The sequence below is a fragment of the Methylotuvimicrobium buryatense 5G genome, assembly GCF_000341735.1.
In the GTDB taxonomy this organism is placed as follows: domain Bacteria; phylum Pseudomonadota; class Gammaproteobacteria; order Methylococcales; family Methylomonadaceae; genus Methylotuvimicrobium; species Methylotuvimicrobium buryatense.
Window position 1 is genome coordinate 2,057,819 of sequence record NZ_KB455575.1, and the last position, 12,442, is coordinate 2,070,260.

Below are 12,442 nucleotides of genomic sequence, written 5' to 3' on the forward strand. Positions count from 1 at the left end.
AAAACAAGCAGGAACTTTCTCCCCACTTTGAAAAAGAGAAATTGAGGGGCTGAATACTTACGTTAAAAGCAATATAAAATCAATAGGATCGAAACCCTGATTTTACCTTGGCTCGTTCGATAGACATGTAAAAAAAATCTCCGATTTCTTTTTACTCTAGTGTGCCAAAATCGATATTATATTTCAATTCATATGACAATTGTCTTTACTGATTGCTTGGATAATCCACCTCACCTAATCTAAAGGAATATTTCCTAACCAAGCGCTGCCAAAATTTCATAACTTAATGAACGAGTGTTTGTATACCCGTCGTAGATCAAAACTCGGCGCCGGGGTGTCCGCCAAAGGACGCCGTGAATACGTCCATGTAGGCTCTATGCCAGCTCCATGCTGGTAAAGCCTTTGCGAGCAGCAATTCCCAATTTGGAAATCAACAAGGGCGAGAAGCGTGCTTGGCGAGGATATCGGCAGCAGGGCAGATTTTTGCTCCTGCAAAATCTGCATTCACGCCATCCTTGGCGCTTGCAGATTTTTGCTCCTGCAAAATCTGCATTCACGCCATCCTTGGCGCTCGAGCTGCCGCCAAGCCCCCATGGATGGGTTTACGGCGTTCCTCGACAGGCATACCCCACACCCTAAAATCGGCGAAACTGCTCAAACTGGGAATTGCTGCTTTGCGAGCGCCATGGATGGCGTGAATGTCGATTTTGCATTACGCCACGGATGGCGTGTATTTAGGGCAATGCAGGGCAGAAAAATGCTCCTGCATTTTCTGCATTCATTACATCCATGTAACTCAGCAATTGCCGAGGAGCAAAAATCGACCTAACACCCCGGCGCCTCCTCGGGCACTGCCGAAATTTGAAGTGCGAAAGGTATAATTATTCAGCATAAGCACTTGTTCGTAAATAACTTACCTATTTTATGAAGGGCGTTGATTTATAATCAATACTGAAGCCAATCCGACCAGAAACGCTAAATAGCTTCGAATGTTTAATTCAACATTTCGCAAAGTCCCTTTTTTCTTTAAACCATTTGCATAGCATTGCCTAGAATAAGCCGATGAAAAAAAGCAACTTGCTAAACCACACTTTTCAGAATACTAAAAAGAAACTAAATTACTCGACTGCTCTAGGCTTTTTATGCGGCATAGTGCTGTGCTTATTTATCGGTCTTTATGCAGCCAATGATTTCAATTCATTCATGAATTGGACCGGACTCTTTATTGTCGTTGTCGGCACGATTGCTTCGGTACTGTTGAGCTACCCCTTAAGAGATATCATTAATGGATTAAAATCGGTCAAACTGATTTTTCTTTATGAAAGCCTAAACCCTCAACATGAGGCCGATGAAATCATCAATGTTTCGAAAATGTGGTTCACTCGAAACTTCATGGCCATTGAAAATATTATCGATACGATCAATAACCCTTATCTAAAAACAGGCTTTCAATTGGTTGTCGATCAAACGCCTGTCGATGATATTTTATCGCTATTGAAATGGCGGATCGCTAGACTAAAAGCCAAGGAAAAAGCCGAAGCCAATATTTTCCACAGCATGGCAGCCTTTGCACCGGCCTTCGGCATGCTGGGCACGTTGATCGGCTTGATTAACATGCTGCAAATCATCGACATGAGGGATATTGGCGCTATTACCTTCAACATGGGGGTTTCTCTAATCACGACATTTTACGGTTTGATACTAGCCAATCTCGTTTTTACCCCGATCGCAATCAAACTAGAAAGACGCACCGAACATCGCGTCATGATTATGAGCATGGTCATGGAGGGCATCACCTTAATCGCCGACAATCGCAACCCTTCTTTTGTAAGAGAAACGCTTAAATCATTTATTGCTCATTATGACAATGAACTGAAAATCGATGAATAAAGACCCATTTTTCAAGCTACAGTCTTCGCAAACATTTGAAGAATTGATGGAAGACAGCCATAAGCCGGGAAATCAAAACTGGCTCATCAGTTATCTCGATGTATTCGTATTGATTCTAATGTTTATCATTACGCTCATAGCGCTCAGCGATTTTTCTATCGAAACCGAACCCAAGACATTGATCGCTACTCCGCAACCGATTAAAAAACCTAAACCGGCCTTACCTAAAGCCGAACGGATCATCGAAGAACCGCCTCCGACTATCGAAACAAAGCCTGAGCCGTCTGCCGCCGCACCATTCATAGGGCCTCCCAAACCCCCGATTGAAAAACCGGAGGAACCGATTGTTAGTGACAAAATAACGCCCGACATTGAACCGGAAGAAACTTTTTTAATACCCGCTCCGGAAACAACGCCACAGGAAACACTGCAATCAAAATTATCGGAAAAACTCGAACAAATGGGCTTGGATAAGTCGGTAGCGATCAAGATAACGGAGGATTATGCACAACTGGAAATCCAAGACAATATTTTATTCGAGTCGTCGCAAGCCAACCTGACCGACCCGGGCAAACATTTACTCGACGATCTAGTGCCTCTGTTACAACAGGCTGTCGGATTGATTTTCATCGAAGGTCATACCGATAATCGTCCGATCAGAACCGTTCAATTTCCGTCAAACTGGGAATTAGGCGCCGCTAGAGCCACAAGTGTTTTACATTACTTGACGACACAAGGCCTCGAGAGCACTCGAATGCGCGCAGTGACTTACGCAGACACGCAACCGATTGCCGACAACGACACCCCTGAAGGCCGAGAAATGAATCGACGCGTGAATATTTTGATTAAGGTTAAGGAACAAACCTCTCCATGATTTTATCAAAGCTTTGCTATTACGAACCCTGAAACATAAGGATTTGGTTATAAATATACCCATCGCAGATCAAAATTCGGCACCGGGGTGATCATCAAAGGACGCTGTGAAGGCGCCCTGTCAAGCGAGTTACCGAACCCGCTAGAAAGCTCATGATTTCAGGAATTTATTTGTCACGAAACCCTAAGTCTCTTGGATTCAAAATTTTAGGACAAGCGATTGAAAGACCTCATGTGCTTCATGATTAAACTGCCGAATTTAAGAATTATGGGGCTCATTCTGCTGACCGCCATGCACCTACAAGCATCGGCGCAAGAGCCAACGTTTAGCGGCCTTTTCAAAAACCGCTTCTTCACGCTTTCCCAAGACTCCGAATTATTATGCACCACAAGCGAATCCGGCTATTTGCCGATCGAGCGACTTAATGAAATCATTCATCATTACGAAAACGATAATCCAGGACTCCGGCAAGCGGCAGTCGCTTTCCTAACCCGCCACACCCACCCCGATCACCTCGACGACCTAAAGCAAATCAAGAAACATTGCCGTAATCAAAACCAAGACGAGTTATGTATTCTCGAAGGTTATTGGGACGACAGAGAAAACGCGCTTCGCGTTTTAGCACTGTTTTACGACACCAAAACCGCGATCAAGCATAGCAACCACTACCGCCTGCCGCGTTTTGAAACCGATCATTTATATGCATTTGAAAAAGGCCTAAGAAAGATTCCGCCGTTCATGCGCGACTTCATCGTCAAAGCCAAGCCAATCAGGGATCTCGATAAGGTATTCGTAAGCGCTAAAATCCCGGAAAAAACGCAGCGATTGATCCTTGATGCATTGCCGGGCGACACCGAAAGCCAAGTTTGGGCCGACGACACACACCCCATGACCATCATTCCCGGCGTCGGCTTTTTAAACCAAGTCGTCGCCCAGGTATACAGCGGCAGCAATCGCATTGTTTTTACGATCAAGAATTTCGATAAAGCCAAAGAGGGTCATTTTTATAAAGATATCGGGTTGAAATATCTGGTCGATTTCAGAATCCCGTTGATCGTGCATGAACTAGCCCATGTGATCGACAACTTTCATTTTTGGAATGGGCATGAGTCGCTATATTTTTTCTTTTGGTATCGCAAACTTTCAACCGATATCGTCTATATGCATATGATCAAGGATGCTGATTTGGCGTTATGGCCATCCCGCTGGTTCGACGCCTTTGAATTTCTTTGGGAAGTCAATGACGGTCGTTATAACGGCAAAATCAATGAAAAACTGGCAGAACTGCTTAGTCAGTATATTTTGATTCCGCAGCGATTGAAAAGCGAATCGCCGGAAGCCTATGCTTGGCTACAAAAAGAGATATTTAAAGGCATCGAATACAGCGGTTATGAAAACTGTCAAAATCCGATCGTACGCGAATTAAACTGGTGGGAAGCGGCGGTAGCAAGACCCTTAGGAAGGCGGTGGCGATAAACTCCCTTGAGAGGACGGTTGGCACAACCTGGCTCTGAGCGTTTCGTCCGAGGTCAAAGGAAGCCGAGACATTTGAGGCAAACCGAAAGGTTAGGGACGGGTAAAATACCCCGTCCCGCAGAAAGATTGCTCCCACATAGCATCCGCCGCTCTCTGTGGGAGCGACGCCTTCGTCGCGACTTCGAAGCCGGGTACGTTAAGTAACAATAAAGGGTATCGAGGTCACATTCGCTAATATGGCAAGACGGTATTTACCACTTATGAATAATGGCGACCGCTGGAGCATGGGAACGATAAAGGGGAATAATTACGACTCAAAGATCGGGCTCCAATGGCTTAGCGTACTGCGACATTAACGGCGGCAACTTCGCGAAGGCCTCACGCAACGTACTTTCCCAACTTTTTCTTAGATTAACCATATAAGGGTTTTCGGCCTCGAAACAATAATACTCATCCAGACGGAAACTATCCTTACGATAAATCAACATTTCGACCGGCGGTCCGACGCTAGCATTACTGCGTATCGTCGAATCCATCGAAACCAAGCAGCAGCGCGCGGCTTCGTCCAATGGGGTATCGAGCTTCAAAAAACGATCCAACACCGGCTTACCGTATTTAATTTCGCCGATTTGCAGGAACGGTGTATGCGGAGAAGTCGTAATGCTATTGCCTTCGGCATAGACCATATAAGCTCCCGGCGGCTCATTGCCGATTTGACCCGCAATAATAAACGTGGCGGACGGATTGAACGCCGATTGCCCTTCGGTATCGAGATGCTGCTTTTGTTTCTCGAGACTGACCTGTCCGAGGTAATTAGCCGCATCCGACAAATAGTCAACCGAATTGATATTAATCTTCGCATCCTTGAGCTTATCGCGCTTCAACTGCTCTAAAACGGCTTGCGTCGTTGCCAAATTGCCCGCACTCAACAGAACGATTTTGCGATCGGCATTCGTCTCGAACGCGTGCATTTTCCCATAAGTGCTGACATTATCGATCCCGGCATTGGTCCTTGAATCGGACACTAAAACGAGACCTTCATTGAGTGAAGCGGCGATACAGTAAGTCATAATCAAGATCTGAAAAAATAATCCGGTCAGTCTATCCTATAAATAAGGACGGGGTCCAGAAACGGATACCGGAAGCCTGCTTTCAAGAATCGTCGGTCTGCTCGGCCAGCTTTGCCAACGCAGCTATCCGCCCGGATAAAGCCTCCGGAGTATCCGATCTGACTGTGGCATGAGCGACTTTACGGCCTTTTCTTGGCGTCTTGTTATACAAATGCATATGAACTTCGGACAGAGCCAACACTTCTTTCAGGTTCGGCACGCCGCCGATAAAATTTTGCATCGCGGCAAAACCCCGTGTCTTGGTGTTGCCCAAAGGCTGATCGAGTATCGCGCGCAAATGGTTTTCAAATTGGCTGGTTTCGGAGCCTTCAATCGTCCAATGACCCGAGTTGTGCACGCGCGGAGCAAACTCATTAGCGACTAGATGCCCGTCGAGATCGAACAACTCTAACGCAAGTACGCCAACATAATCCAATGCCTCCAGCAACCTTGCAATCATCGATTCCGCTTGCGACTGCAACGGATCGTTATCGCTACTCTTGGCCAAGCGAAGAATACCTCCTCGATGCTGATTTTCCGATAATGGATAATAAACGATAGCTCCTGAAATATTGCGCGCTGCTATGATAGAAACCTCACGGCGAAACGGCACGAAACCTTCGACAATGACCGGCGAACCCTCCAGTTCCCGCCAAGCTTCCTGTAAATCGGCCGCGGAACGGGAAATGGCTTGGCCTTTCCCGTCATAGCCAAGTCTTCGGGTTTTCAAAATCGCCGGCCAACCAATTTCCGGCATAACTTCCTGCAGGCGTTCGAAACTATCGACAGCATAATAAGGCGCGGTCGGAATACCAAGCTCTCGAAAAAAATTCTTTTCGGTCAAGCGGTCCTGGCCTACCGCCAAAGCCTTAGCCGATGGATAAACAGGCGTTTTTTCAGCGATAAAATCGATAATTTCGACCGGAACGTTTTCGAATTCGTAAGTGACCACATCGCAACGTTCGGCCATTTGCGCCAACAGAGCACGATCCGTATAGTCACCTTGCAAATGCTCGCCTAATTCGCTCGCACAAGCCTCGTCCGCCGGATCAAAGAACATGAACTGCAAGCCTAAGGGTTTCCCTGCCAATGCCAACATTCTTGCCAATTGCCCGCCGCCCAAGATACCAATCATCATTATTTAACACTCCTCGGATCGGCATTCGCCAATACAGTATCAGTCTGTTGCTGTCTAAATAGCTGTAAAACTTCCCGGTATTCCGGATATTTATTACCGACTATTGCCGCTGCTAGCAAAGCCGCATTAATCGCTCCCGCCTTACCGATAGCTAGTGTTCCGACCGGAATACCGGCCGGCATTTGCACAATCGACAATAAAGAATCCATGCCGTTGAGCGCTTTGGATTGGATCGGCACGCCCAATACCGGAACCGCCGTTTTTGCCGCGACCATACCCGGTAAATGCGCAGCGCCGCCGGCACCGGCGATGATCACCTCCAAACCTCTGCTTTCCGCCGCATCGGCATAAGCAAATAATTTATCCGGCGTTCGATGCGCGGAAACGACTTCAACTTCATGAGCAATGCCGAATTGCTCAAGCTTTTCGGCCGCAAACCGCATCGTCTCCCAATCGGAAGTCGACCCCATAATGATTCCAACTAAAACAGTCATTTATGATTTCCTCTAAGCGCCATTTCCGATACCGGATCAACAAAGGCCGGCAATTGTACCCGACATCGATAAAGTTTAAAATCTGTCATTCACGCAAACTCAATTCACCCTCCCCCGTCTACCGTTTAGCAACGCCCGCTCCTCAGGCACGCACGATTGGACGATTTTTTGCAGCAATTCCCAATTTGGAAATCAACAAGGGCGAGAAGCGTGCTTGGCGAGGATATCGGCAGCAGGGCAGATTTTTGCTCCATGCAAAATCTGCATTCACGCCATCCTTGGCGTTCGATCTGCCCCCCCATGGATCACTGCCATTAAGTTAAGCCGTTCGTGGTGAGCCTGTCGAACCATGGACGGCTTAACTTATCGACCCAGGATTTTTCCATTCACCCTTCGACAGACTCAGGGCGAACGGAAAAATCCTTAACTTAATGGCAGTGCCCCATGGATGGGTTCACAGGGTTCCTCGACAGGCATACCCCACACCCTAAAATCGGCGAAACTGCTCAAACTGGGAATTGCTGAAATCCGCCGGTAAATGCACAAACTGGTAATTGCTGCGATTTTTGGCTATTTTGGTGCAAGAACCGGTTTAGATGTATAATTGCTGCTTAAATTCGCCCTTCCAATGACTCGAATACTAGCGAATGCGAAATAATAATACATATATAACAAATATTTATAAACAAATGACCTAACGGCCTAATATTTGCTTAAGGTGATTGAACAATAGCCAAATCGCTCAATCGTCTTCCGCTAAATAACACTTTTACCTTATCGCCTATGCAATCGCAAAAAACTTTAAAACAACGCAGCTTCGTCTTATCCGGCTCATTCATCGACGCCTGCCGAGCCGACGCCCCCTCCAAAACCAGATAACTTAACGGCAACCACCTCTCGAGCGTAGCGAGAAAGGCTCTTTAATTTATCGTTCAGGTTATTTGCGATAAATACGCGACATCCACTAGAAGGAAGACTTCATGCACCCCATTCTTAATTCAGTTACCGAAGAAATTATTGAACGCAGCCGTGAAAGCCGCGCCCTATACTTGGCTAGAATCGATTCGGCGGTTAAAAAAGGCCCTCATCGCTCGGCGCTCGGCTGCGGCAATCTTGCGCATGGCTTCGCCGCTTGCGCTGCTTCGGAAAAAGCAGACCTAGCGGGAGACCAAAAAGCCAATGTCGCAATTGTTTCCGCTTATAACGACATGCTCTCGGCTCACGAGCCCTATAAAGATTTCCCCAATTTAATCAAGGCCGCGGCGAAAGAAGCCGGCGGCATCGCCCAATTCGCCGGCGGCGTTCCGGCAATGTGCGACGGTGTCACGCAAGGACAACCCGGCATGGAACTATCCCTGTTCAGCCGCGACGTGATAGCGATGTCGACCGCGATCAGCTTGAGCCACGACATGTTCGATGCCGCTCTATATTTGGGAGTTTGCGATAAAATCGTACCCGGCTTATTAATGGGTGCATTGAGCTTCGGTCATTTGCCTGCCGTATTCGTGCCGGCCGGCCCGATGACCAGCGGTATTACCAACAAAGAAAAAGCGCGCACTCGCCAACAATATGCCGAAGGCAAAATCGGGCGCAAGGAACTGCTTGAATCCGAATCGAAAGCCTACCACGGCCCCGGCACTTGTACTTTTTACGGTACCGCGAACAGCAACCAAATGATGGTTGAAATCATGGGACTTCATCTGCCCGGAAGTTCGTTCATTAATCCCTATACGCCGCTACGCGACGAACTGACTAAAGCGGCTACTAAGCAGGTACTGAAATTCACGGCACTGGGCAACGATTTCCGCCCTATAGGCCATGTCATCGACGAAAAAGCCATCGTCAATGCCATCGTCGGTCTTCTCGCAACCGGCGGCTCTACGAACCACACGATGCATTTAGTAGCAATCGCACGCACAGCAGGCATCGTGATCAATTGGGATGATTTCGATAATCTATCGAAAGTTGTGCCGTTAATCGCCAAAATCTATCCGAACGGCCCCGCCGACGTGAATCATTTCCAGGCCGCCGGCGGTATGGGTGTGTTGATCGGTGAGTTATTACGTAATGGCTTGCTGCACGAAGACATCATCACTGTCGCCGACAAACAGGGTATGCAAAACTACACGCAGGAACCCAAACTCATCGACGGCCAATTGACTTGGGAACCTTGCCCGGCTACCTCACTTGACCCCGAAGTATTGTGTACTGTCGAAAAACCTTTTGCCAAGAGCGGTGGCTTACATGTCATGCACGGCAATTTGGGACGCGGCATATCGAAAGTTTCCGCCGTTAAAGAAGAACATCAAATCGTAGAAGCGCCGGCCGTTGTCTTCGATGATCAAGATGATTTAATGGCAGCCTTCAAGCGCGGCGAGCTGGAAAAGGATTTTATTGCGGTCATACGATTCCAAGGACCGAAATCCAACGGCATGCCGGAACTGCATAAACTAACCCCGCCACTGGGTTTATTACAAGACAAAGGGTTCAAAGTTGCGCTGGTAACAGATGGGCGCATGTCCGGCGCATCAGGCAAAGTCCCCTCGGCGATTCATATGTGCCCGGAATGCGCGGATGGCGGACCACTGGCAAAAGTACGCAATGGTGATATGATTCGTCTAAATGCACAAACCGGCGAAATCAATGTATTGATCGATAATACCGAATTCAATGCCCGCCGCCCGGCCGCAAATCATGCCAAAGATCATCATCACGGCATGGGCCGCGAATTGTTCGCAGGCTTTCGCCTAAACGCCTCCTCCGCGGAAACCGGGGCAACCAACGTCTTCATCAACGACTAACGGCCAGGCCACTTGAACGGAAAAAGCAAAGCGCAAAATCATAGCTAACGGAAAACCACTTAAAATGACACAAAACAATTGGAAACTTCAACCCTCCTCGGTGCTGAACGCCGGCCCTGTCATGCCTGTCATGGTCATCAAAAATCTCGAGGACGCCGTGCCTTTGGCGCAAGCATTGACCGAGGGCGGCATCAAAGTCCTCGAGATCACGTTACGCACACCGGTTGCGCTCGATGCCATTAAGCTTATCAGTGAACAAGTCAAGGATGCCATTGTTGGCGTAGGCACAGTAACCTCTCCGGAGCAATTGCAGGCTGCCGAAAAAGCCGGTGCCGTATTTGCGATCAGCCCTGGCCTGACACCGACATTACTGAAAGCTGCGACAAATAGCAATATCGCGCTCATCCCAGGAATATCAACGATCTCCGAACTGATGTTAGGCATGGAATACGGCCTGGATCACTTTAAGTTTTTTCCTGCCGCTGCAGCCGGCGGCGTCAATATGCTGAAAGGTATTGCCGGTCCCATTCCTTCAGCTACATTTTGTCCGACCGGAGGAATATCCGCCAGTAACTATAACGATTATCTAAACTTACCGAATGTTGCGTGTGTTGGCGGCTCCTGGTTAGCCCCGGATGATGCTGTCGCCGCCAAGGACTGGCTCAGAATTACCGAATTAGCTAAAACCGCAATTATGAATGCCGTAAAGAAATAACGCTCTGTCAGCGCCTATTTATTTTTTAGCATGTCGCTTGTATGCAGCTCGCTGAAATACTGAAACTGATTACACAGCTTATGCAATCAGTACTTTGAATTCCGACATTGAAAAAAATACGTAAAGCCTTACGCTTGTGCCGTTGCATTAAAGTTATTGATAACAGAACGCCCGCGCGTTATTGGGTATAAATTTAACAGGCCGGGATATCACGAATACTTAACAGAAGGGTAATACCATGACTAACCACAACCAAGTAACGATACGGAATGAGGACGATCGGATTTCATGCGAACTACCTGTCCTTCAAGGGACTATCGGTCCCGATGTGATCGATATCCGAACGCTCTACCGTGATACCGGCGCATTTACATACGACCCGGGCTTTACATCCACCGCCAGCTGTAGTTCTAGAATCACATTCATCGACGGCGACAAGGGAATCCTTCTTTATCGAGGTTATCCGATTGAACAACTGGCTGAAAAATGCGATTTCATGGAGGTGTGCTACTTATTACTGCATGATGAATTGCCGAATGGCCGGCAAATGCAAGAGTTTGTCAATGACATCACTTATCACACAATGGTTCACGATCAACTGACCGGCTTTTATAAAGGATTCCGCCGCGACGCCCACCCCATGGCAACCTTGGTTGCCGTGGTCGGCGCCCTATCCGCTTTTTACCATCATGAACTCGACATCCGGTGTCCGATAGACCGAAATTTATCTGCTATCCGCCTGATTGCCAAGATGCCGACAATCGTTGCAATGAGCCACAAATATAGCATCGGCATGCCATTCATGTACCCGCAAAACAAATTGGGTTATGTCGAAAATTTCATGTATATGATGCATGCGACACCTTGCGAAGACTATGTACAAAACCCGGTTTTAGTCAGAGCAATGGACAGAATTTTGATTCTGCATGCCGATCATGAACAAAATGCATCAACCTCCACGGTCAGACTGGCCGGCTCTTCCGGCGCCAACCCTTATGCTTGTATCACCTCCGGCATTGCTTGCCTTTGGGGCGCCGCTCACGGAGGCGCTAACGAAGCGGTACTCAGAATGCTGCTCGAAATCGGCGATGTCTCAAAAATCGGCGAGTTCATCAACAAAGCCAAGGATAAAAACGATCCGTTTAGATTAATGGGTTTCGGACATCGTGTTTATAAAAACTACGACCCGCGAGCCAAACTAATGCGAGAAACCTGCCATGAAGTACTAACCGAACTAGGACTCCATGATGACCCGTTATTCAAACTGGCGCTTGAATTGGAACGCATCGCCCTAGAAGACGATTACTTCATCGAGAAAAAACTTTATCCGAATGTCGATTTTTATTCCGGTATCGTAATGCGCGCACTGGGCATCCCAACCGTAATGTTTACTGCGATTTTCGCGATGGCCCGCTCAATAGGCTGGATTGCTCACTGGGATGAAATGATTTCCGACGAAGAACAAAAAATCGGTCGACCGCGTCAGCTATATAAAGGTCACACGCTACGCGATGTCGTTTCAATCAGCGCACGTTAATGTAGGACGGGTAGAGCGGAGCGAAACCCATCATGGAAGTAGCTATTCAGACTTCTGCATTTAAAACAAGTTGGAACTTTGCATCCCCCTTTGAAAAGGGGGGGATTGAGGGGGATTTATTTAAATAATCTCCCCTAACCCCTTTTCTCTGCGGGACAGGGTTGCAAACCCCGCCCTGCCAAATTGTAATAAATCGCGGGCTTACTTAATGGCTGCGTTACCATTACCGTCCCTTCGCTCAAATAAAGCGATGGGTTTACGCTTCGCTGCTACCCATCCTACGGCGCTAAGGCGCAAAATACTGGAACGTCGGTGTCGTAGCACCCGAAACGGGGATTGGCAGGCGAAAGTTTGTTTAAACCCTGAGAAACAGACCGATAATGCGGTGAAAAATACCGACACTACCGT

Annotated in this window: 10 protein-coding genes; 6 read left to right on the forward strand and 4 right to left on the reverse strand. The window is 47.7% G+C overall.

Annotation, left to right across the window (positions count from 1 at the left end; translation table 11 throughout):
• Positions 1-430: 430 nt before the first annotated feature.
• On the reverse strand, positions 431-553 hold the full coding sequence (locus tag METBU_RS29000) for a hypothetical protein (RefSeq protein ID WP_017840329.1): 123 nt from the start codon (positions 551-553) through the stop codon (positions 431-433).
• Positions 554-1,062: 509 nt separating this feature from the next.
• On the opposite strand from METBU_RS29000, the gene METBU_RS0109150 reads away from it, so the two are divergent.
• From METBU_RS0109150 to METBU_RS0109160, 3 genes are all read left to right on the forward strand, one after another.
• Complete coding sequence (locus tag METBU_RS0109150; RefSeq protein ID WP_017840330.1) at positions 1,063-1,890, forward strand: motility protein A; 828 nt, start codon at positions 1,063-1,065, stop codon at positions 1,888-1,890.
• A complete protein-coding gene (locus METBU_RS25265; protein ID WP_017840331.1) occupies positions 1,883-2,764 on the forward strand; it encodes an OmpA/MotB family protein in 882 nt (293 codons plus the stop codon). The genes METBU_RS0109150 and METBU_RS25265 overlap by 8 nt, the downstream gene beginning before the upstream one ends.
• A 240-nt stretch (positions 2,765-3,004) precedes the next feature.
• Positions 3,005-4,240 carry a hypothetical protein gene (locus tag METBU_RS0109160; protein ID WP_017840332.1) on the forward strand — a complete coding sequence of 412 codons (1,236 nt, stop codon included), beginning with the start codon at positions 3,005-3,007 and terminating at the stop codon, positions 4,238-4,240.
• Positions 4,241-4,554: 314 nt separating this feature from the next.
• Here METBU_RS0109160 and METBU_RS0109165 read toward each other — a convergent pair whose 3' ends face one another.
• The 3 genes from METBU_RS0109165 to purE form a co-directional block, all read right to left on the reverse strand.
• Positions 4,555-5,310 carry a proteasome-type protease gene (locus tag METBU_RS0109165; protein ID WP_017840333.1) on the reverse strand — a complete coding sequence of 252 codons (756 nt, stop codon included), beginning with the start codon at positions 5,308-5,310 and terminating at the stop codon, positions 4,555-4,557.
• Positions 5,311-5,392: 82 nt separating this feature from the next.
• Positions 5,393-6,487, reverse strand: a complete 1,095-nt coding sequence (locus METBU_RS0109170) for a 5-(carboxyamino)imidazole ribonucleotide synthase (RefSeq protein ID WP_017840334.1) — start codon at positions 6,485-6,487, stop codon at positions 5,393-5,395.
• A complete protein-coding gene (purE, locus tag METBU_RS0109175) occupies positions 6,487-6,981 on the reverse strand; it encodes a 5-(carboxyamino)imidazole ribonucleotide mutase (RefSeq protein WP_017840335.1) in 495 nt (164 codons plus the stop codon). The genes METBU_RS0109170 and purE overlap by 1 nt, the downstream gene beginning before the upstream one ends.
• Positions 6,982-7,961: 980 nt before the next feature.
• Between purE and edd the strand changes: the two genes are divergently transcribed.
• The 3 genes from edd to gltA all read left to right on the forward strand — a co-directional run bounded on the left by edd (position 7,962) and on the right by gltA (position 12,034).
• The gene (gene edd, locus METBU_RS0109185) at positions 7,962-9,782 is read left to right on the forward strand and encodes a phosphogluconate dehydratase (protein WP_017840337.1); all 1,821 of its coding nucleotides are present in this window, start codon (positions 7,962-7,964) and stop codon (positions 9,780-9,782) included.
• Positions 9,783-9,846: 64 nt separating this feature from the next.
• Positions 9,847-10,497, forward strand: coding sequence for a bifunctional 4-hydroxy-2-oxoglutarate aldolase/2-dehydro-3-deoxy-phosphogluconate aldolase (locus METBU_RS0109190; RefSeq protein WP_017840338.1), 651 nt, complete (start codon positions 9,847-9,849; stop codon positions 10,495-10,497).
• Positions 10,498-10,735: 238 nt separating this feature from the next.
• Positions 10,736-12,034 carry a citrate synthase gene (gene gltA / locus METBU_RS0109195; RefSeq protein WP_017840339.1) on the forward strand — a complete coding sequence of 433 codons (1,299 nt, stop codon included), beginning with the start codon at positions 10,736-10,738 and terminating at the stop codon, positions 12,032-12,034.
• Positions 12,035-12,442: the final 408 nt, after the last annotated feature.

Coding starts and splice junctions, on each gene's coding strand:
- METBU_RS29000 (WP_017840329.1), bottom strand. CDS start 553: ATGCAGATTTTGCAGGAGCAAAAATCTGCAAGCGCCAAGGATGGCGTG.
- METBU_RS0109150 (WP_017840330.1), top strand. CDS start 1,063: ATGAAAAAAAGCAACTTGCTAAACCACACTTTTCAGAATACTAAAAAG.
- METBU_RS25265 (WP_017840331.1), top strand. CDS start 1,883: ATGAATAAAGACCCATTTTTCAAGCTACAGTCTTCGCAAACATTTGAA.
- METBU_RS0109160 (WP_017840332.1), top strand. CDS start 3,005: ATGATTAAACTGCCGAATTTAAGAATTATGGGGCTCATTCTGCTGACC.
- METBU_RS0109165 (WP_017840333.1), bottom strand. CDS start 5,310: ATGACTTACTGTATCGCCGCTTCACTCAATGAAGGTCTCGTTTTAGTG.
- METBU_RS0109170 (WP_017840334.1), bottom strand. CDS start 6,487: ATGATGATTGGTATCTTGGGCGGCGGGCAATTGGCAAGAATGTTGGCA.
- purE (WP_017840335.1), bottom strand. CDS start 6,981: ATGACTGTTTTAGTTGGAATCATTATGGGGTCGACTTCCGATTGGGAG.
- edd (WP_017840337.1), top strand. CDS start 7,962: ATGCACCCCATTCTTAATTCAGTTACCGAAGAAATTATTGAACGCAGC.
- METBU_RS0109190 (WP_017840338.1), top strand. CDS start 9,847: ATGACACAAAACAATTGGAAACTTCAACCCTCCTCGGTGCTGAACGCC.
- gltA (WP_017840339.1), top strand. CDS start 10,736: ATGACTAACCACAACCAAGTAACGATACGGAATGAGGACGATCGGATT.